The sequence below is a fragment of the Pseudaeromonas sp. HNCC25DJ182 genome (genome assembly GCF_055413365.1).
Genome location: NZ_JBVAYG010000018.1, coordinates 22,976 through 43,932 on the forward strand (window position 1 = coordinate 22,976; position 20,957 = coordinate 43,932).

A 20,957-nucleotide genomic window follows, 5' to 3' on the forward strand; every position below is an offset into this window, starting at 1 on the left:
TTGGATAATCACCATTTCGACGATTAATTATTTCAATTTAACAATCAATGCATCAATCTGAGTTTGTGTTAGATAACCATTCGAGATCATATAGGTCGTCATTTCCTGCTGCAAATTAACACTGCTATCATCCAGATCAATCTTGAGCATTTTTTCGAATGAGTATTTCAGCAGTTTATAATCGCGGAATTCTTTAATTGCCATATTATTAGAACTTTGATAATCACTGACAATATCGTTCCATGACGCCCCCATCAAGGAAGCAATCACCGCCGAAAATACTCCTGTTCTATCAGTCCCTAACCGGCAGTGTATTTCCACCGGTGCCTGATTGGCATCACTAATAATAAACTCGACTACTTGTTTAATCCAACCACCAAACTTGGCACTGTCAGAGTTAAAATAGACCGTATTATAGTCCGCATCGGGCAAATACAAATTATGGCCGGCATCAATCAATGCCTGATGATAGCTGGAAATAGTTTCATTTTTTGCCGCATCCAGGGTCGCCGTTTCATCCTTATACAGAGTGATAACGCTCTGAATCCCTTTCTCCTGCATATAGGTCTGTACTTGCGCCACCCGGGCATCTTCGGTATCAAACTGCGAGCGCGATTTCTTGAACGGATGATAAGAGCGATACAATTTGCTGGTCCCGGGAACCAGACGGAAATTGGATACCTTTTGCTTATCCGCTTCGCTGGTCAAATCAAACTCGGCCAGGGTTTTTACGGTATTTGCCGTGTCCAGGTTGGCAATGATTTGTGTCATATCATCGCCCGGGAACACCAGGATATGGTTGCGGTCATTACCGCCGGTAATATAGTCAGCTGGTGTGGTCGTCGACATATCCAGCCAGGCCGCGGTTGCCGCAACCCCATCCACAGTCCCGGTCACGACAAATTTGAATTCCGGTTGTCCACTGTTACCTGGGATCGCCACACTACTGTTGGGTAATGATAAATACCAAATACCATCATCGGTTGTACTGGCGGTCATTGCAAAGCCGGAGGTCAGCGTCCAGCCATTGAATGAACCACGCACATCAATGCTCTCAATCGTGGTTATCTTCTTGGCATCGAGTTGGTCCTGCTCTTTAGCGACATCGAAAATAAACACCGTATTATCACTATCGGCTGAGAATCCACGACTACGAATATCATCCGTTAATGTGACCGGCACATCACTGGTAACCCCCGGATCGACGATAACGTTATCATCCGATGAATCATTACACCCGCTGATTGCCAACACAGCGGCAAATATAAAAGCAGCTGCACTGAACTTTATTTGTTGTTGCATGGTCAGTCCTTGAATATTAATTTGTTTGTGCGTGGTTATGTATTTGTTACGCTACTGTTTAAATCATCAATTGTATTGACTGCTCACGCTATCACGCCACAACGGGTCAAATTCGAGTCCCTATCACATTCGCAATATATATAGGTGACATTTTTTCGCTCACCCACCGGCGATCTCTTATCTCGGTGATCAGTTTTGCCTCTGACTCCTCGTTGATTCGGCGGTTATAGGCTATCGCTTTGCGATACACCCCGTTACAGTAGGACCAGAGCTCAGCGGCTATCTGGCGCAAGGAATGATCATGACAGAAGGACCACCCACTGTGATCGACGGCAACCCGGGCGAGCAGAGTCTGCAGCTACTTGATAACCAATTTCTGGCCAATCTGCGCCAGCAGATGCTGCGATTTGCGCTGCTGCAACTGGCTGACCATGCGCTGGCGGAAGATGCCGTACAAGAGGCACTCACCGGTGCCTTGCAGAATGCCCGAGCCTTCGGCGGCCGGGCGGCACTCAAGACCTGGGTGTTTGCCATTCTCAAGCATAAGATTGCCGATACCCTGAGGTACAAGCTGCGCGTCACCGACGCCAGCAGTCTGCTGCGCAGTGAGGATGAAGAACAGGACTTTGCCGCCCTGTTCGATGCGCGTGGTCATTGGCCTGCCAACGAGCGGCCGGGCGATTGGGGAAATCCCCACGAGGCGGTGCGCGAGGGACAATTCTGGCGCGTATTCGAGGCCTGTCTGGAGAATCTGCCGGGGGCTCAGGCCCGCGTCTTTATGATGCGTGAATTTATCGAGCTGGAATCCGACGAGATCTGCAACGCCGTCGAGATCTCGCTGAGTAATCTGAATGTCATGCTCTACAGAGCCCGCATGCGGTTACGCGAGTGTCTGGATAGCCACTGGTTTATGGAGCAGAAGTCATCATGCTGAACTGTCGCGAGGCCACGCGCCTACTCTCGGAAAGCCTGGATCGGCCTCTGACCCTCAATGAACGGATGATGCTGAAACTACATCTGATGATGTGTAGCGGCTGCCGCAATTTTGACCAACAGATGGGCTCCATCCGTCAGATCACCCAGCTGTATGTGCAGGGAAAACAGCCGCCGGAGGATGACTCCCACTCTTGAGTCGGAGCATCTTGACCCGGCAAGCATCCACAAGGACTTGCCGATGACTCAGAGCGCGGTGACACCATACCGGCGCGCCAACCCATGATCCAGCGAGAAGCGCCCCGCCCCCTTGGCCAGCAAAAACAATAACGCGACCGCCCAGACGCCATGGGTGGCATAGGCATCCGGGTAAACCAGCAGTTGGATGGTCGCTGTCATGACCAGCAACCCGCTCGCCGCCAGGCGGGTACCCAACCCCAGCAGCAGTAGCACAGGGAACAGATGTTCCGCCGAGGCCGCGACGAGTGCCGCCACTTCCGGATCGAGCAGTGGCAGACGATATTCCTCCCGAAACAGATACAGGGCCGAATCACTCAGCCGGGGCCAGCCCAACTCGACAGTCCCCGAGAGCAGATCGATGACCAAGCCTTCGACCTTGGTCTGCCCCGATTGCCAGAAGATGGCGGCGATGGAAAAACGCGCCAGTAAGGCGATAGCACTGTCCGGAATGCGCTGACAACCGTCACGCAGCAGGGCGATGATGGCGAATACGCGACTGATTCCAGCCCGCTTGAGCTCTGTCGGGTTGTTCATCTCTTATCTCCCGGGATTCATGGGACAATGGGGCAATGGGTCAGAAAAGCCCATCACGGCCCCCTGCTGGATCAGAAGCGTCAAGCCTGGGGTTACCTCGAATCCGGCATGCTGCTGGCTGGCCAGTGCCATGGCCGCGCCCAGCGTCAGCCCGCGCTGCAAACCGGTAATGAACGCATGGGTTCCCGCATCCACAGGGATCAGATCTACGGTCAGCCCTGTTCGCAGCAGCAGCGCCTGTTGGGGATCATCGAGTCTCAAGCTTGCCAGCTGTTGCTGGACTGGGGGCGACGTCGTCAGTGCTCCATCCCCCTGATGGGCGGCCCAGATAGAGACCACCGCATAGGGTGAACGGATCAGTTGCAACGACGGATGCAGGATGAGTCGTCGATCCGGCAAGTGCTCGACATCAGCCCAGACCGCCGCCAGTGTGGTCATAGCGACACGAGAGCCATCCGCACTGTGAAACGCCCGGATGCGCAACCATTCCAGCTGCGCAACATCGGCCAGATAGGGTACGGCAGCAGCTGGAGCAAACTGATGGATAAATGGCGGCAGTCGATCGCCGTATTCCGCAAGAATGGGCGACTCAGGAGGGTACTCCCGCACATAGATTAGGGCCATGGCTCGAAAAAATGGCTCCCCGACCAGGGCTTGTACCACCGGAAAACTATCCGCCAAGGCATCGATTAATGACGCCAGTACATTGTTGCGGTAGACAGCAAAGCGGCGACCCGGATCGGAGCCATTCCAGGTGTGGAGCCCCGCCGGCAATTGTCGCTCCGGATCGACTACCCCCTGATAAAAATCCAGCTGGCCGCTCATAGCGCAATCGCCTGCGGTGGCGATTGCCGGATAGCCGCCCCGGCCAGACGCAGTTCAGCTTGTTGCGCCTCGGCGCACAGGGTCGCCAGTGACGGGATATTCTGATCCCGTTCAATCAGGGTCGGAACGGGCCCCAACTGCTGCAAGGCAAACTCATACAAGAGCCACACCGCCTCGGCGATGGGAGCGCCATGGCTGTCGATCAGCAGCGGATCGCCAGCCGCATCCCAGTCCCTGGCAAATCCAGCCAGATGGATTTCGCCGATCCACAAACCGGCCAGCGCCTGAATATAGGCATAAGGATCTCGGCCATGGTTGATGCTGGAGACATAGACGTTATTGACATCCAGCAACAAGCCGCAGCCGGTGCGTTGCAGAATGTCGCGGATAAACTCGGATTCACTGCGATCCGAGGTGGCAAACTCCAGATAGGTCGCCGGATTTTCCAGCAGCAAGGGTCGCTGCAAGGTCTCCTGCACTTGCTCGATATGCATACAGACCCGTTGCAGGGTCCCGGCGTGATAGGGCAGCGGCAACAGGTCATTCAAAAAGTGCCCGCCATGGCTGGCCCAAGCCAGATGCTCGGAGAACAACTCCGGCTGATAGCGATCCAGCAGGGCAGCCAGGCGTTGCAAGTGGGCCTGGTCGAGCGGTTGCTCCCCGCCGATGGATAGCCCGACGCCATGAATCGATAAGGGATACAGCTCGCGGATCCGGGTCAAGTAATGATGAAATGGCCCGCCACCGACCATGTAATTTTCAGCATGGACTTCAAAAAAGCCCACCGCGGGTCGAGTCTCTAGGATCTCGATAAAATGTTCAGGTTTGAGGCCTATTCCCGCACGAAGGGGCATCGCCCCTCCGTGTTGGTATGAGGAAGCAACAGGCCGCATATGATGGAGCCTCACAGTATTCATGGTCGGCTTCCCTCCGTGATGGCCGCTCAGCCCTGTTTGGCCTGGAAGGCGTCTAATTGCCCCATGCCAGTCGGCGATGTCGGGGATGCGGTTTGTACGCAGGTTCCTGCCGGCACCATCTTCCAGGCATTGCCCTGATAATCCATCTTCGCCGTGCCGGCGCAGGTGGTCCCGGCCCCGGCTTTGCAATCATTCTTACCCTTGAGGGCGACGCCGTAACATTTTTCCATCCCGGCGGTATCCGCAGCAAAAGCCGGGACAGCCGCGACAGTCAGTACGGATCCCAACGCCAGGGCAAGGGTGGCAGCAGCAGTTGATTTGGTCATGGTGGAGCTCCTGTAGAGGTCAATCAAGGTGGGCATTGGCCCGGGTCATGGCAGTCGAGAGGAGAAGCCAAATTCGCCGATTCTCTTCTCTTGCTGTGACATAGTCGGAGTCACCTTGAGTTTTCTTACACTAACTTTTAACTTTTTTTACTCGCGCGATCCCGGCCAACCGGCTCCGCCAACCCCAGTGAGCCCCGCACATGGCGGGTGCATAAAAAGGCCAGGGTCTTCTCCGGTACCAGTGAGTTTCCGATGTCAGTGCGTTCACGAAGGCGAGGTACCCTGTTGAGCTAACCATTAGTGCTGGGGATGATGGCAAAGTCACACCGCAGTGGCGCATTTTTGCGCAATCAGCCCCTTGTAACGCCCGGAGGGATGAGCAACCGTTTACCCGCTTCCTTCGGGGTAGTACCCTGAGGGCGTCTTTGAAGGAAACTGGATAGCCGCCATCCGGTTTCACATCGGGAGCCCAACCAGCAGCGATGTCACAGCAACTCCACTCCCGGCAACGACTTCGCGACGCCCTGCGTCAGGGGATGTCTGCCGGATACCAACGGCTCATCCGACTCGCCCACCATCGCCGGGTCTGGCAGTTGCTGGGCTGGACGGCAGCGAGCCTGTTGCTGTTATCCGTGCTACTGGTGATCCTGGCGGACTATCTGGTCTCCGATATGCGCAAATACAGTTATCAGGATGCGGCGCTCATCCCCTACAACAAGGTCGCCGTGGTATTGGGCACCTCGCGCTTTCTCAGCGATGGCGGGCGCAACGAGTACTTTCACAACCGCATCGCCGCCGCCGCCGAGCTCTACCGGCAGGGCAAGGCTTCCTACTTTTTAGTCTCCGGCGACAACGCCACCCTGAGCTACAACGAACCCCGCGAGATGCGCCGCGCCCTGATCCGCGCCGGGATCCCGGCCGAGCGCATCTACAGCGACTACGCCGGTTTTCGCACCCTGGACTCCATAGTCCGCGCCAATGCGGTGTTCGGACAACGCAGCTACACCATAGTCTCCCAGCAATTTCACAATGAACGGGCTCTCTATCTGGCCCGTCATTTCGGCATTCAGGCCATCGGCTTCAATGCCCGGGATGTGGATGCCTACTCGGGGCTCAAGACCCGCATCCGCGAACTGATGGCGCGGGTGCTGTGTCTGCTGGATGTCTACATCCTCGACAAACAACCCAAGTTCCTCGGCGAGCCGGTGCTGATCGGTTGAGCGCCATTGCGCGCCTTTACACTGTCCGCTCCATCACAGAGCCAATAAAACCGGCCGCACAAACGTGTATTCCCGAGCCAGCTTTCGGTAGCATAGCCCCCTGTCATAACCCGCTTTTATCGAGGTAGTTCCGATGAGTCGTCACCCGCAACCGCGCGATCAAGCCTGGCTCCAGATCGCCGTCGGCTTGTCGACCTCGATGCCCGGCGAGTTGCAATACCAGCGTCTGGTGCAGGCGATCTGCGATGTATTGCCCTGCGATGCGGTGGCGCTGTTGAAGTTGCAGGAAGGTGAGCTCCTGCCGGTGGCCCTGCACGGCCTGGCCCCCGAGCTGATGGGGCAACGCTTCATTCCCCGCGAGCATCCGCGACTGGCGCGGATCCTGGAAAGCCGCGACCCGGTGCGCTTCCCCGATGAGGCCGGGCTGCCCGACCCCTTCGATGGCTGGTTGGCCAATGATCCAGAGCGCAAGGCGGATGTGCATGCCTGCATGGGCTGCGCCCTGTATGTGGATCAGCAACTGGTGGGCGTACTGACCCTGGATGCGCTGACCCCAGGAGCCTTCGATGGCATCGACGATATGACAGTGGCCGCCTTTGCCGCGCTCTCGGCCGCCACCCTGCGTAATGTGGCGCTGATCCGCGCCCTGGAGCAGGCCAGCGAGCAACAAAAAGCCCTGGCCCGGGAGCTGGTGCAGGAAGCCCAGCGCCGGGAGGGAGAGCTCATCGGTCATAGTCCCCTGTTGCAGCAGTTGCGGGAGGAGATCCGCCTGGTCGCCGCCACCGATCTGGCGGTGCTGATCACCGGTGAAACCGGCACCGGCAAGGAGCTGGTCGCCCGCACCCTGCACGCCCAATCTCGCCGGGCCGAGCAGGCACTGGTCCATGTCAATTGTGCGGCTCTGCCGGAGTCGATTGCCGAGAGCGAGCTGTTTGGTCATCTCAAGGGCTCCTTTACCGGCGCCATCAGTGATCGGGCCGGCAAGTTCGAACTGGCCGACGGCGGCACCCTGTTCCTCGATGAAATCGGTGAGTTGCCGCTGAGTTTGCAGGCCAAATTGCTGCGCGCCCTGCAACAAGGGGAAGTGCAGCGGGTCGGTGCCGACAAACCGCACCGCGTCAATGTGCGGCTGCTGGCGGCCACCAACCGGGATCTGGAGCTGGAGGTACGCGAGGGGCGGTTTCGTGCCGATCTCTTCCACCGGCTAAAGGTCTATCCCATCGCCGTGCCGCCGCTGCGCGAGCACATCGCCGATCTGGAGTTGCTGTGCGGCTACTTTCTCGATCTGGCCCGCAGCAAGTTGGGGCTCAAACAGATTGGCCTGCATCCGCTGGCACTGCTACGGCTGCGGGAGTATGACTGGCCGGGCAATGTACGCGAACTGGAGCACCTGCTGATGCGCGCCAGCCTCAAGGCGGCGCGGGAGAATGCCCAGCGGCCGCTGATCCGCGCCGAACAGCTGGATCTGCACGCCCAGAGCCACCCTGAGCCCGCTCCATCGGATGCGAGAGCGGCAGAGCAGCCCCCCATCTCCGTTACGCCAACCCTGGATCAGCTGCCGCTGCGCGATGCCGTCGATGCCTACCAGAAACAGCGCATCCTGCAGGCGCTCCATGCCCAGGATGGTAACTGGAGTGCCGCCGCCCGCGAGCTGCAGCTGGATCGCGCCAATCTCAATCGCTTGGCCAAACGTTTGGGACTGGCTTAAACCGCAGCGCCATAGCCGATTGCTGCATGTCGGACAGCAATCATTTGCGGCTGCTCCGGTTTTTCCCCGCTCCCCAGCACGCTAGAGTGAGGCATCTGTTATCCATTGGTGCTGACGAGTCAGCCATTGAGGAGCCATACCATGTCTCAGGATCCCCTGTTCTGCCCGCTGCGACTGGGCCATTTCCAACTTGCCAACCGCATTGTCATGCCGCCCATGACCCGCTCCCGGGCCAGTCAGCCCGGCGATGTGGCCAATGCCCTGATGGCCGAATACTATGCCCAGCGCGCCAGTGCCGGCCTCATCATCAGTGAGGGGACCCAAGTCTCCCCCTTGGGCAAGGGCTACGCCTGGACACCGGGTATCTACAGTGCCGAGCAGGTAGCCGGCTGGCGTCTGGTCACCGATGCGGTCCACGCCAAGGGCGGGCTCATCTTTGCCCAGCTCTGGCACGTCGGCCGGGTCACTCACAGCGATAATATTGGCGGTGCCCAACCCATATCGGCATCGGCCATCAAGGCCGAAGGCGTGCGGGTATTTATCGATAACGGCAGTACCGAGCCGGGTTTTGTTGAAGTATCAGCACCTCGGACGATGAGCCAGCAGGATATCGACACAGTGGTTGCCGAATTTCGTCAAGCCGCCCGCAATGCGATGGAGGCGGGTTTTGACGGCATCGAGCTGCATGGCGCCAATGGCTACCTCATCAATCAGTTCCTCGACTCCGGCTCCAATGCCCGCACCGACAGCTATGGCGGCAGCCTGGAAAACCGCCTGCGCTTCCTGCGCCAGGTGACCAGCGCCGTGATTGCTGAAATTGGTGCCGAGCGGGTGGGCGTCCGGCTGGCACCACTCACCACCCTCAATGGCACCGTCGATGCCGATCCGGAGGAGACCTACACCGCCGCCGCCGCCCTGCTGGGAGAGCTGGATATTGCCTACCTGCATATTGCCGAAGCCGATTGGGACGATGCCCCCGTGATGCGGGATGCCTTCAAGGCTGCACTGCGCGCGGCGTTTCCCAATACCCTCATCTATGCCGGGAAATACGATGCCGAGCGGGCTCGCGCCGCTATTAACGCCGGTTGGGCCGATCTGATCGGTTTTGGCCGTCCCTTCGTCGCCAATCCGGACTTGCCAGAGCGCATCCAGCATCAGCGGCCCTGGACCCCTCATGATCCGGCGACTCTGTTTGGCGGTGGTGCCCACGGCCTGACCGACTACCCGCGCAGTGATTCTTAAGGGAGCTAGGCCAGAAGTTCGACAACCGCAGACACCCAGGGCGGCCATTAGGCCGCCCTGGGTTTTCTGATCGCCTAAAACTAAAGAGTGAGACAGGAGGCGGAGGGAAAATAAACCGATTCGCGCCTATTCATTCACGAAAAACAGGGGCACGCAGCGGAAAGCTACGGCAGCCAAGATGGGGGCCAGGAACATCGCAGGGTTATGGCGCGCTCAGCCAGCTTAATTGATAGCCATGCTTGCCCAGCTGTTTGGCCTGGTACATGGCCCGGTCAGCACAATCCAGCGCCTGGTCGTAACCCACACAGTTCCCCTGCCACAAGGCTACGCCGATACTCATGCCGATCTGGATCGGCTGACCATCCAGCTCCTGATAGTCGGCACTATGGGCCAATAACTGTTCGGCTAACTGGCGGACGGTTGCTTCGCTGACCTGCTGATCCAGATAGATCACAAACTCATCCCCACCCATGCGTGCCAGCAAACCACTAGGGGGCGTCACATGCCGCAGCCAGTCGGCAACCCGTAACAACAGTCGATCGCCACAGGAGTGGCCCAGGGAATCATTGACCGCCTTGAAGTCATCCAGATCGATAAACAGCAAGGCCGCGACCTCCTGCACCTGCGCCATCCGCCACTGACTGGCCTCGGAGAACGCCTGCCGGTTATAGAGTCCGGTCAGCGGCTCGCTCTGCACCTGCTGAGCCAACCGCAGCTCATACTCCTTGCGCTGGGTCACATCGACATGGGCGCCCATGATGCGCAACGGCAATCCATCGGCATCCCGCTCGATGATCCGACCCCGATCCCACAGCCAGGTTACCGAGCCATCCGGCGACAAAGTCCGGTATTCGGCTTCGTAGAAGGGATATTGCCCCTTGAGATGGCCAAAGTAGCTCTCCAGCGCGGCCGCAGCATCCTCTGGATGTAACTTGGCGCGCCAGAGCTCAAAGTGCGGGGCCATCTGGCCATGCTCAAAATGCTGCAAATTGAAAACCGTCAGTTCTCCGGTGGGAATAATTCCTTGCCACAGACAGAGCCCGGTACCATCCAGCGCGGCATTGAGCTTTTCATGCAACAACCGGTTTTCTTGCTCGAGCTGGGCCAGTTGAGACCTTAGCGCCGCCAACTCGTGGGGGGATACCGATGTCATATCGGATTGCGAGTTCATAAGCAGCATCTCTTGTTCATCTGCCTGACGGGCTGACACCATCTCGACTACATCCTTCTTGACTGCACGCATTCCGGGACACCATGACCCATATCTATCACCCGGGCTTCCGGACTCGATCGTTATTCTGGAAAACTCCAATAAACCGGTTGAATCAACTAGATTTTCCGTCATCGAGAATATCGTTGTGAGCGATGAAATAAAAGACGGTTAGTTAGCGATATCCACAACTTCAGGACATAAAAAAACGCCGCAGGGAGCTGCGGCGCCAAGTGTGATCGTAAAAAAGTGTGATCGCGGAATAAGAAAGGCCGATGACAAACTCAGACTCAAACCGGTAGGATAGCCGCGCCTTGTCGTTGTTGGCGCTCACTGACCAGCGTCAATCCCAGCGCCGCCAGCACGATCAGGGCCCCCACCCAAGGGGTGTGCATCAGTCCCAGATGCTCGACCACCAGACCACCGACCACAGAGCCAATGGCAATCCCGATATTGAAGGCCGCAATATTCAACCCCGATGCCACATCCACGGCATTCGGCGCATGATGCTCGGCTTCTTGCACCACCAGCACCTGCAGCGCGGGCACATTACCAAAGGCAAAAGCCCCCCACACCAACACCGTCAACACCACCAGCAGCGGATGGCTGGCGGTGAAGGTCAGGGCTAACAGAATAACAACCAGACCGGAGAACAGGATCTTGAGAGCCGGGAGCGCACCTTTCTTATCGGCCAACTTGCCGCCCCAGATATTACCCACCGCCACGGAAACCCCATACACCAGCAGGATCAAGCTGATACTGGAGGCTGAAAAACCACTGACCTGCTGCAGGATCGGCGCCAGGAAAGTAAAGGCGGTGAAGGCACCGCCATAGCCCAGCGCCGTCTTGGCATAGACGCGCAGCAGCGCAGGCTGGGTCAGCACGGTCAGTTGCTCCCGCAAGGATGCCGTAGCGCCCCGTGGCAGGTTGGCCGGGATCAGACAGTAACTGCCCACGCAGGCGATGAGACCCAATGCCGAAACCACCAGAAAGGTCTCCCGCCAGCCGAACAGTTGCCCAATCCAGGTTCCCAACGGCACTCCAGTGACCAGCGCGACCGTCAAACCGGTGAACATGATGGCGATAGCAGTGGCCGCCTTCTCTTTAGGCACCAGGCTGGTTGCAATGGTCGAGCCGATGGAGAAGAAGACGCCATGGGCCAAGCCGGTCAGCACCCGAGCCAGGATCAGGGTGCCATAATCCGGAGCCTGCCAGGCCAGAAGATTGCCTAGGGTAAACAAGGCCATCAGACCAACCAGCAGCCACTTGCGGGGTAATTTCCCGGTCATCGCCGTGAGCAGAGGCGCGCCGATGGCAACCCCCAAGGCATACAGGCTGACCAGCAAACCGGCCGAGGGCAGAGTGACTTGCAGTTGTGAGGCGATAGTCGGCAGCAAACCGACAATCACAAATTCCGTGGTGCCAATCGCAAAGGCACTGAGGGTAAGGGCAAAAAGCGCCAGTGGCATAACATTCTCCTAGCTGTAGTGAGCGATATAAACCGATGGCGCCTAGTATGGGGGGCTGCTTTATGTGCAAAAATGACGATAAAATCAGAAATAAAATGTTACTGGAGCAGCAATGAAGACCCATTCCGATGAATTGGCCCTCTATGTAGCCGTGGTGGAAGCCGGGAGTTTTCGCCAGGCGGCAGAAAATCTGGGCATCGACAATTCGGTGGTCAGCCGTGGCGTCAAACGACTGGAGGCCAAACTGGCCACCGTGTTGCTCCATCGCACCACACGGCGGATCACATTGACCGCCGAAGGGGAATGGTTCTACGAACGCGCGGCGCTGATCCTCAACGAAATGAGCGCCGCCGAGAGCAACTTGCTGGCCCGACGGGAGCACCCCAGCGGGATCCTCAAGGTGGATGCCGCTTCGCCGTTTATCCTGCATCAACTGGTGCCCATCATCGGTGAATTCCGCCAACGCTATCCGGACATAGAGCTGCATCTGGAAAGTTCGGATGGCTTTATCAACCTGTTGGAGCGCCGCATCGATGTCGCCATCCGGATCGGAGAGCTGACGGATTCTTCGCTGCGTGCCATGCCGCTGGGACACTCGCGACTGCGCATTCTGGCGGCGCCGACCTATCTGGCCCGCGCCGGAACGCCGCACCTGCCAGCCGATCTCGTGCATCACCAGCGCTTGGGGTTTATCACCCCGGAGCATCTCAACCACTGGCCGCTGCTCGGTGAGCATGGTGATCGGCTGCCGATCACCCCCCAGATCCGCGCCAGCAGCGGCGAAACCCTGCGTCAGCTGGCTCTGGCCGGAGAGGGTCTGGTCTGCTTGTCGGATTTTATGACCGCAAGCGATCGGGCCAGTGGCGCCCTGGTCGAAGTGTTGGCGCGCTCCAACAGCGGCGCCTCGCGCCCGATCAATGCGGTCTTCTACTCCGATGCCCAGCGCAATCCGCGATTACGGGTCTGGCTGGATTTCCTGCGCGAGAAGCTGGCTGCAGGCAACCACTAACAGAGCGCTTCATGATGTGACTTCGCCTGCCCCATGAAGCACTCACTTCGCAGCCAACCCGGATCGGGTCGGCATCTATACTCTTAACAGGTCTGTTTCAGCACCGGTGATCCTATGGCTTTGCAACCCCATGTCCGGCTTATATCCCGGCGCCCTGCCCGTCCTGATAGCAAGCAAGATGTCGCGCCCATCGCCAGACGATACGGACTCTTGTCCTTACTGTTCGCCGGGCTGCTCCTTGCCCAGGCGCAGGCAACCTGCCTGATCACTCTGGGTTACCACGACGAGCCGATCCCGCCCTATATCGAGCGGAATGTGCCCAGTGCCGAGCCTCAAGGCAGCGCGTTCCAACTGGTGACCCAAGCCGCCCGCGAGTTGGGGTGTCTGATTGTCTGGCAGCGGCTGCCAAATCTGCGCGTCCTCCATGCCACCATCCACGAACAGAGTGATGGCGCCCTCTTCTACTCCTGGACCAAGGCCCGCAACCAGCAGCTGATCTACCCGCAGCGGGATGGTCGCCTCGATGCCAGTCGGCGCCTGGCAACCTTAAATTATGTGCTCTATCGGCGTCAGGGTGCCGATGTCGATTGGGATGGGCAAACGCTCACCCCGCACGCCTGTGTGGTTGGATTCAATGAGGGGTGGTCGATTGGCGGTTATCTGGACGAACAGGCCATCCCCCACAGCGGTGCCAATGGCAGTGAACAGAATCTCAAACGTCTGGAAAAAGGCCGGATCTGCGCTTATGCCACACTGGAGGAATCCGGTGATGCCGCCATTGCACAGTTTCCGGGACGCTTCGAGAAGTTGCCCATTTCCTTGCTGCGTAAGGACTACTTTTTGGTGTTTAACCCCTTTTACTACCGGCAACATAGTCAGCAGGTGGAGCAGCTCTGGAACAAAATTGGTCAGCTACGCGAGCAGACCCAGGCCCGTCCCGGAATCGAGTCAAAATAACACCCAGAGTCAATATGACTCAGATTCTTGCCAGGTCAAATAGACGCACAACAATCCATTAACAAACATATCTTATTGTTTATATTCAATAAAACTACCTGGCACGCTCCTTGTAATCCCTATTCTGGTCTGGCCCCCGAATGACGAATTCGGCCGCCTCTATTTAGGGATTTGTGCAAGGAGCTCTCCATGTTTTGCGTCCAATGTGAACACACCATTCGAACCCCGGTTGCCACTGGTTGCAGCTACGCCATGGGCATGTGCGGCAAGACCAGTGAAGTTTCGGATCTGCAGGATGTACTCATCTATCTGCTGCAGGGTGTCAGCGCCTACGCCCTCAAGGCCCGGGAGTTTGGCATTGTAGATCGCAGCATCGACGCCTATGTTTGTCAGGCCTTCTTTGCCACTCTGACCAACGTCAACTTCGATAGCCAACGCATCATCGCCTTCATCGATGAAGCACAGCGTAACCGTGCCAGTCTCAAGGAGCGTTATGAAGCTGCCTGTCTGGCCGCCCGTCAAACCCCGACCCTGATGACAGGTCCTGCCGCCGTCGAGCTGACCAGCGAAAAAGCCACCCTGCTGACCCTGGCTCCCAGTGCCGCGGTCAATCGCGGCCTGAGCGAAGTCGGAGCCGATATTCTCGGCCTGCGCCTGCTGTGTCTGTATGGTCTCAAGGGCGCCGCCGCCTACATGGAACACGCCCGGGTGCTGGGTGAGCAGGATGATGCGGTCGGTGCCGAATTCCACGACATCATGGCCTGGCTCGGCACCGATCCGAGCGATATGAACGAACTGCTGGCCTGTGCCATGCGCATCGGCACCATGAACTACCGCATCATGGCCATGCTGGACAAAGGCGAAACCGAAACCTTCGGTCACCCCGAGCCGGTACAGGTCAATATCAAGGCGGTGGCGGGTAAAGCCATCCTGGTCTCCGGCCACGATCTGCATGATCTGCAGAAGATCCTCGAGCAAACCGTCGGCACCGACATCAACGTCTACACCCATGGTGAAATGCTGCCCGCCCACGGCTACCCGGAATTGAAGAAGTATCCCCATCTGGTCGGCAACTACGGCACCGCCTGGCAAAACCAGCAAAAAGAGTTTGCCGCCTTCCCCGGGGCCATCGTCATGACCTCCAACTGCATCATCAATCCGGATGTCGGTCAGTACCGGGATCGGATCTACACCCGCAGCATCGTCGGCTGGCCCGGAGTCACCCACCTGGAAGGAGATGACTTCTCGGAGGTGATCGCCAAGGCACAATCTCTGGCCGGCTACCCGCATAGCGAGATACCGGCTTACACCAGTACCGGCTTTGCCCGCAACGCGTTGATGGCGGCGGCTCCGGCGGTGATCGATCAGGTCAAGGCCGGCAACATCAAGCACTTCTTCCTGATCGGCGGCTGCGATGGTGACAAGTCCGAGCGCAGCTACTACACCGACATGGCCAAGGCGGTACCGGACGACTGTGTGATCCTGACCCTGGCCTGTGGCAAGTTCCGTTTCAACACCTTCGAATACGGCGACATCAACGGCATTCCGCGTTTCCTGGATGTTGGCCAGTGCAACGATGCCTACTCAGCCATCCAGTTGGCCATCGCCCTGGCCAACGAATTCGGTTGTGGCGTCAACGAGCTGCCACTCTCCCTGGTGCTTTCCTGGTTCGAGCAGAAGGCGATTGTCATCCTGCTGACCCTGCTCTCCCTGGGCATCAAGGGCATTCGCGTCGGTCCGACCGTACCGGGCTTCCTGACACCGAACCTGCTGGCCTATCTGCAGGAGAACTTCGATCTGAAACTGATTGGCACCGTTGAACAGGACTTGGCCGATATGCTGGCCGCCTGATGGGCTGGCCCTCTGCTCCTCGAGAGCCGAGGGCCATTATTTCTGTTCACCCGCGGCGACAGCCTGATGACTGAACGATCCGGCGATAACCGAACGACCAGAAATTGCCCAACGATCAGGGATTACCGAGAGAGAACGACCGTAGCAACGGTCAGCTACCGACAGGAACCCGTTATGATGCCACTTTCAACTCTGCTCACAGCCCCACTCTGGAGCGAGGGCGAACGTGAACTGATATGTCTGCACCGGCAGGATGAAACCCGGGATGGCGATACCATCACCGCCACCACCCTGGTGTTTCAGACCCATGCCCAACCGAGCCGTTTTCACTATCGGCCCGGTCAATTTTTACTGTTGAGCGTCACGCTCGACGGAGAGCGCCTCCATCGCGCCTATTCACTCTCCTCCGCCCCCACCCGTCCCAACACGCTGGCCATTACCGTCAAGCGAGTCGCAGGTGGACGTGTCTCCAACTATTTACTGGACACCCTGCAGCCGGGGATGACCCTGCGAGCATTGGCTCCCAGCGGCCAGTTTCATCTGCCCGACACCCTACCCCGCAATCTGCTGCTGCTCAGCGGCGGCAGCGGCATCACCCCCATGCTCTCCATCAGCCGCACCCTGCTGGATCTGCATGCCGATTGCCAGATCCATTTCGTGCACAGTGCACGTCACGCCGGTGATCTCATCGCCCGGCAACAACTGCTGCACTGGGCCCAGCATCATCCCAATTTTCATCTGACTCTGCTGCTCGAGCAGGCCACGAGCGATCTGCCGTGCCACGAAGGGCGTCTGAGTGCCGAACTGCTCGCCCAGCTCACGGCACCGCTGAGCGATTACGCCATCTTCCTGTGTGGTCCCGGCGGTTACATGAATTCGGTCAAGGAGCTGTTGGCTGCAGCGGCCTATCAGCACATTGCCCTGTATCAGGAAGATTTTTCACCCAGTATCGCCCCGGGACCAGCCCCTCATGTCGGTACCAGGCCACAGGGCGCCACTGCCGATGTCGGCCTGTCGGCTCCCGGCTTCAGCCTGTCGGTCCCGGCCTTTGGCCATCAGAGCCATATCGGCGCGGATGAGACCTTGCTGGCCGCTCTGGAGCGCGAAGGATTGCCGATCATCGGTGCCTGCCGGGCCGGGGTCTGTGGCAGTTGCAAGTGCAAGCTCGAGCAGGGCGAGGTCGAAAGCGGCCCGCAACTGGCCCTGAGCGCCGAGCAGATTGCCGAAGGCTATGTGCTCGCCTGCGCCAGTACGCCGCGCAGTGACCTGCAAGTCACCCTGGGCTAAGCCTCTGCCAACAGCAGACCCTATTGATGGTTTATCAGTGCGCTCCGTCGGCGGGGCGCCGATTAGAAGGATCCAAACAATGCACACTCCTCCCAAGCAGCGTCTGGTCGTCGTCGGCAACGGCATGGTCGGACACCGTTTTTTAGAAGAACTCTGTGAGCGCAGCGATGCGGGCCAATTCGAGATCACCGTGTTTTGTGCCGAACCCCGTCTGGCCTATGACCGGGTTCACCTCTCTTCCTATTTCTCTCATCACACCAGCGAGGAGCTCTCCCTGGTCAAGCCCGGCTTCTACGAGAAGCAGGGCATCCGCGTGCTGCTCCATGAGGCGGTCAAGCAGATCGACACGGCTCAGCGGTTGGTGCATTCCAACAAGGGCACAGTCGTCGAGTACGATGCCCTGATCCTGGCCACCGGCTCCTACCCCTGGGTGCCGCCGATCACCGGCAGCAGCCATCATGAATGTTTCGTCTACCGTACCATCGAAGATCTCAAAGCCATCCGCGCCGCCGCCAAGCAGGGCAAGAGTGGCGTGGTCATCGGTGGTGGCTTGCTGGGCCTGGAAGCCGCTGGCGCCCTTAAGGCGCTGGGGCTGGAAACCCATGTCGTGGAGTTTGCACCCGTGCTGATGGCCGAACAGCTGGATCGCATGGGCGGTGAACTGTTACGCCGCAAGATTGAGGCCATGGGGGTACAGGTTCATACCGGCAAGAGCACTCAGGAGATCCTGATGCACGGCGGCAAAACCGCTGCCCACCGCCTGAACTTTGCCGATGGCAGCCAATTGGAAGTGGATGTGGTGGTGTTCTCCACCGGCATCCGCCCGCAAGACACGCTAGGGCGCTACAGCCAGCTGGCGATTGCCGAACGGGGCGGTATCGTCATCGATGATCACTGCGTCACTTCGGATCCGCATATTTATGCCATCGGCGAATGTGCCGCCTGGCAGGGCCGCTTCTTCGGTCTGGTCGCCCCGGGTTACAAGATGGCCCAAATCGTGGTCGATCAGCTGCTCGGCGGCAACAGTCGCTTCGAAGGCGCCGATATGAGTGCCAAGCTGAAACTGCTTGGGGTTTCAGTCGGCTCAATCGGTGATGCCCACGGTCGCACGCCCGGCAGCCATAGCTATGTATTCCAGGATGATCACGCGGGGATCTACAAGAAGATCGTGGTCAGCGCCGATGGCCAGAGCCTGCTCGGCGCCGTGCTAGTGGGCGATGTGGAGGATTACGGCAATCTGCTGCAGATGAAGCTTAACGGGCTGCCATTACCGGCCCATCCGGATAGCCTGATCCTGCCCGCCTATGCCGGTGCCAAACCGACGCTGGGCGTCGATGCCCTGCCGGATAGCGCCCAGATCTGCTCCTGTTTTGATGTCACCAAGGGACGCATCGCCGCCGCCGTGGCCGCGGGTCACCACACGCTCGCCGCCCTCAAGGCCGAGACCAAAGCCGGAACCGGTTGTGGCGGCTGCGTGCCCCTCATCACCCAGGTGCTCAACAGTGAACTGGCCAAGCAGGGGGTCGAGGTCAAGAATCACCTCTGCGAACACTTCCCCTACTCCCGCCAGGAGCTGTTCCACCTCATCAAGGTAGGCCAAATCAAAAGTTTCGAGCAGGCCATTGCGCAACACGGCCACGGCTATGGCTGCGAGGTGTGCAAACCGACCATAGGCTCCATTCTGGCATCCTGCTGGAATGAGTATGTGCTCTCTCCCCAACTGACCGGGCTGCAGGACACCAACGACATCTTCCTTGGCAACATGCAAAAAGATGGCACCTACTCGGTGATCCCGCGGATGGCCGGTGGCGAAGTCACCCCCGAGGGCCTGATGGTGGTGGCCGAGGTGGCGCGGGATTACAAGCTGTATACCAAGATCACCGGCGCCCAGCGCATCGGCCTGTTCGGCGCTCATAAAGATGATTTGCCCGCCATCTGGAGTCGACTCATCGCCGCCGGGTTCGAAACCGGTCAGGCTTATGCCAAGGCCTTGCGCATGGTCAAGACCTGCGTCGGCAGCACCTGGTGCCGTTTCGGCGTGCAGGACAGCGTCGGTCTGGGGGTCGAACTGGAGCACAGATACAAGGGGATCCGCTCCCCGCACAAGATGAAGTTCGGGGTCTCCGGCTGTACCCGTGAGTGTGCCGAAGCCCAGGGCAAGGATGTCGGCATCATAGCGACTGACAAGGGCTGGAACCTGTATGTCGGCGGCAACGGCGGCATGAAACCGCGCCATGCCGATCTGCTGGCCAGCGATCTGGATAAAGAGACCCTGATCCGCACCATAGATCGCTTCTTGATGTTCTACATCCGTACCGCGGACAAATTGCAGCGTACCGCCAGCTGGCTGGACAACCTCGAGGGCGGTCTCGACTACCTGCGCGGCGTCATCCTCGAGGACAAGCTGGGTCTCGCCGCCGAGCTGGAAGCCGATCTGGCGGCGGTACGCGCCGACTATGCCTGTGAATGGCAACAGACAGTCGCCGATGTCAGCCAGTTGCCACGCTTTGCCCACTTCATCAACAGCCCGCAGCCGGATCCCCTGGTGCAATTTGTCGCCGAACGCCACCAGCACAGACCCGCCGCACCAGCCGAACGTATCCCTGTCTATCAGATCCACCTGGAGGAGCAGCCATGAGCAACCCGAACTGGACCACGATTTGTTCCCTGGACGCCATAGTTCCAGGTACCGGCGTCTGCGCCCTGTTGGGGGTGCAGCAAATTGCCATTTTTCGTCCCCGGCTCAATGACGAGCTGTTTGCCCTGGACAATATCGACCCGTTTGCCCAGGCCAGCGTGCTCAGTCGTGGCTTGATTGCCGAGCATCAGGGCGAACTCTGGGTCGCCAGCCCGGTGAAGAAACAACACTTCCGCCTGCGGGATGGTCACTGTCTGGAAAACGGTGACTTTTCGGTGCGCAGCTTCCCGGTGCGCGTGGCAGCCGGTCAGGTGCAGATAGCGATCTAATCTTCTGTCGCGGGATGCGTGCATCCCGCGCTATTCAATCTCAAGGAGCACTCCATGTTTACGGACACCATCAACAAGTGCGCGGCCACCGCCGAGCGAATCGTCAAACTCGACCGGCAAAACCCGTTCGGCTTCTGGGTGGCCTCGGCCATGGCCGGGGCCTATGTGGGGCTGGGGATCATCCTGATCTTCACCCTGGGTAATCTGGTCGATCCGGCCCTGCGTCCTTTGGTGATGGGCGCCACCTTCGGCATCGCCCTGACGCTGGTGATCAATGCTGGTGCCGAGCTCTATACCGGCCACACCATGTTCCTGACCTTCGGAGTAAAAGCCGGTCGTGTCAGCATCGGACAAGCCTCCCGCGCCCTGTTGCAATCTTGGGCCGGCAATTTGCTCGGCTCTGTGTTAGTCGCCTGGCTGTTCTTGCAAAGTGGTGGCGGCAAGTTACTGCCCGATGCCAGCAGCCTGCTGCACTCGGCCGCACTGGCCAAGACCCAGTTGCCGGTCATGGTCTTGCTGGCCAAGGGCATGCTGTGTAACTGGCTGGTTTGTCTTGCGATCTGGATGTGCCAACGGGTGGAAGGCAGCGCCAAGTTCATCGCCATCTGGTGGTGTCTGTTGGCCTTTATCGCCTCCGGTTACGAGCACTCCATCGCCAATATGACATTGTTTGCTCTCTCCTGGTTTGGCGCCCACGGACCGGACTACAGCCTCTCCGGCATCGGCTACAACCTGCTGTGGGTGACGATCGGCAATACGCTCTCCGGCGTGATCTTCATGGGTCTGGGCTACTGGTATGCCACTCCGGCGGCGCAACGCCCCCAGGCTCGCGGCGCGACTGCCGCACCCGTCGCGGCCAACGAACAAACCGCGTAACCCGGTAACCCACTCCACAAACACAAACGCCGGTGCATACCTGCACCGGCGTTTGCTGATGATATCCCTCTGTACACGCCCGGC

General features: G+C 58.8%; 18 protein-coding genes and 1 pseudogene. 12 read left to right on the forward strand and 7 right to left on the reverse strand.

Annotation, left to right across the window (positions count from 1 at the left end; all coding sequences use genetic code 11):
* Positions 1 to 27: 27 nt before the first annotated feature.
* Positions 28 to 1,302: a tyrosine-protein phosphatase gene (locus tag ACZYUB_RS13955; RefSeq protein ID WP_463948801.1), complete on the reverse strand. Its 1,275-nt coding sequence runs from the start codon at positions 1,300 to 1,302 to the stop codon at positions 28 to 30.
* 301 nt (positions 1,303 to 1,603) lie between these two features.
* On the opposite strand from ACZYUB_RS13955, the gene ACZYUB_RS13960 reads away from it, so the two are divergent.
* Together ACZYUB_RS13960 and ACZYUB_RS13965 are read left to right on the forward strand one after the other, a co-directional pair.
* Entirely contained in the window at positions 1,604 to 2,236 is a 633-nt protein-coding gene (locus tag ACZYUB_RS13960; protein ID WP_463948803.1) for an RNA polymerase factor sigma-70, read from the forward strand.
* A complete protein-coding gene (locus ACZYUB_RS13965) occupies positions 2,230 to 2,433 on the forward strand; it encodes a zf-HC2 domain-containing protein (protein ID WP_463948804.1) in 204 nt (67 codons plus the stop codon). Before ACZYUB_RS13960 ends, ACZYUB_RS13965 begins: the two co-directional genes overlap by 7 nt.
* A gap of 48 nt (positions 2,434 to 2,481) precedes the next feature.
* Here ACZYUB_RS13965 and ACZYUB_RS13970 read toward each other — a convergent pair whose 3' ends face one another.
* The 4 genes from ACZYUB_RS13970 to ACZYUB_RS13985 all read right to left on the reverse strand — a co-directional run bounded on the left by ACZYUB_RS13970 (position 2,482) and on the right by ACZYUB_RS13985 (position 5,077).
* Positions 2,482 to 3,009, reverse strand: coding sequence for a DoxX family protein (locus tag ACZYUB_RS13970; protein ID WP_463948806.1), 528 nt, complete (start codon positions 3,007 to 3,009; stop codon positions 2,482 to 2,484).
* 3 nt (positions 3,010 to 3,012) lie between these two features.
* Positions 3,013 to 3,834 carry an HvfC/BufC N-terminal domain-containing protein gene (locus ACZYUB_RS13975; protein WP_463948808.1) on the reverse strand — a complete coding sequence of 274 codons (822 nt, stop codon included), beginning with the start codon at positions 3,832 to 3,834 and terminating at the stop codon, positions 3,013 to 3,015.
* Positions 3,831 to 4,688, reverse strand: coding sequence for an MNIO family bufferin maturase (gene bufB, locus ACZYUB_RS13980; RefSeq protein ID WP_463948810.1), 858 nt, complete (start codon positions 4,686 to 4,688; stop codon positions 3,831 to 3,833). Before bufB ends, ACZYUB_RS13975 begins: the two co-directional genes overlap by 4 nt.
* A gap of 89 nt (positions 4,689 to 4,777) precedes the next feature.
* Positions 4,778 to 5,077 (reverse strand): BufA1 family periplasmic bufferin-type metallophore, encoded by a 300-nt coding sequence (locus ACZYUB_RS13985; RefSeq protein WP_463948812.1) that lies wholly within the window; start codon positions 5,075 to 5,077, stop codon positions 4,778 to 4,780.
* A gap of 617 nt (positions 5,078 to 5,694) precedes the next feature.
* On the opposite strand from ACZYUB_RS13985, the pseudogene ACZYUB_RS13990 reads away from it, so the two are divergent.
* The 3 genes and pseudogenes from ACZYUB_RS13990 to ACZYUB_RS14000 all read left to right on the forward strand — a co-directional run.
* Positions 5,695 to 6,294: pseudogene (locus ACZYUB_RS13990) on the forward strand (SanA/YdcF family protein); the annotation flags it as partial.
* 136 nt (positions 6,295 to 6,430) lie between these two features.
* A complete protein-coding gene (gene norR / locus ACZYUB_RS13995; RefSeq protein WP_463948814.1) occupies positions 6,431 to 8,005 on the forward strand; it encodes a nitric oxide reductase transcriptional regulator NorR in 1,575 nt (524 codons plus the stop codon).
* Positions 8,006 to 8,146: 141 nt separating this feature from the next.
* Complete coding sequence (locus tag ACZYUB_RS14000) at positions 8,147 to 9,247, forward strand: alkene reductase (RefSeq protein WP_463948816.1); 1,101 nt, start codon at positions 8,147 to 8,149, stop codon at positions 9,245 to 9,247.
* A gap of 202 nt (positions 9,248 to 9,449) precedes the next feature.
* On the opposite strand, the gene ACZYUB_RS14005 is transcribed toward ACZYUB_RS14000, so the two are convergent.
* Positions 9,450 to 10,490 (reverse strand): diguanylate cyclase domain-containing protein, encoded by a 1,041-nt coding sequence (locus ACZYUB_RS14005; RefSeq protein WP_463948818.1) that lies wholly within the window; start codon positions 10,488 to 10,490, stop codon positions 9,450 to 9,452.
* A 257-nt stretch (positions 10,491 to 10,747) separates the two neighbouring features.
* Positions 10,748 to 11,926: an MFS transporter gene (locus tag ACZYUB_RS14010; RefSeq protein ID WP_463948820.1), complete on the reverse strand. Its 1,179-nt coding sequence runs from the start codon at positions 11,924 to 11,926 to the stop codon at positions 10,748 to 10,750.
* A 112-nt stretch (positions 11,927 to 12,038) separates the two neighbouring features.
* On the opposite strand from ACZYUB_RS14010, the gene ACZYUB_RS14015 reads away from it, so the two are divergent.
* From ACZYUB_RS14015 to nirC, 7 genes are all read left to right on the forward strand, one after another.
* Positions 12,039 to 12,935, forward strand: coding sequence for a LysR substrate-binding domain-containing protein (locus ACZYUB_RS14015; RefSeq protein ID WP_463948822.1), 897 nt, complete (start codon positions 12,039 to 12,041; stop codon positions 12,933 to 12,935).
* 114 nt (positions 12,936 to 13,049) lie between these two features.
* On the forward strand, positions 13,050 to 13,892 hold the full coding sequence (locus ACZYUB_RS14020) for a hypothetical protein (protein WP_463948824.1): 843 nt from the start codon (positions 13,050 to 13,052) through the stop codon (positions 13,890 to 13,892).
* Positions 13,893 to 14,081: 189 nt separating this feature from the next.
* Complete coding sequence (gene hcp / locus ACZYUB_RS14025) at positions 14,082 to 15,743, forward strand: hydroxylamine reductase (RefSeq protein ID WP_463948826.1); 1,662 nt, start codon at positions 14,082 to 14,084, stop codon at positions 15,741 to 15,743.
* Positions 15,744 to 15,917: 174 nt separating this feature from the next.
* The gene (locus tag ACZYUB_RS14030; protein WP_463948828.1) at positions 15,918 to 17,030 is read left to right on the forward strand and encodes an FAD-binding oxidoreductase; all 1,113 of its coding nucleotides are present in this window, start codon (positions 15,918 to 15,920) and stop codon (positions 17,028 to 17,030) included.
* Positions 17,031 to 17,109: 79 nt separating this feature from the next.
* Positions 17,110 to 19,668 carry a nitrite reductase large subunit NirB gene (gene nirB, locus ACZYUB_RS14035; RefSeq protein ID WP_463948830.1) on the forward strand — a complete coding sequence of 853 codons (2,559 nt, stop codon included), beginning with the start codon at positions 17,110 to 17,112 and terminating at the stop codon, positions 19,666 to 19,668.
* Positions 19,665 to 19,997: a nitrite reductase small subunit NirD gene (gene nirD, locus ACZYUB_RS14040; protein ID WP_463948832.1), complete on the forward strand. Its 333-nt coding sequence runs from the start codon at positions 19,665 to 19,667 to the stop codon at positions 19,995 to 19,997. Before nirB ends, nirD begins: the two co-directional genes overlap by 4 nt.
* A 54-nt stretch (positions 19,998 to 20,051) precedes the next feature.
* Positions 20,052 to 20,873, forward strand: a complete 822-nt coding sequence (gene nirC / locus ACZYUB_RS14045) for a nitrite transporter NirC (protein WP_463948834.1) — start codon at positions 20,052 to 20,054, stop codon at positions 20,871 to 20,873.
* The last annotated feature ends 84 nt before the right edge of the window (positions 20,874 to 20,957 follow it).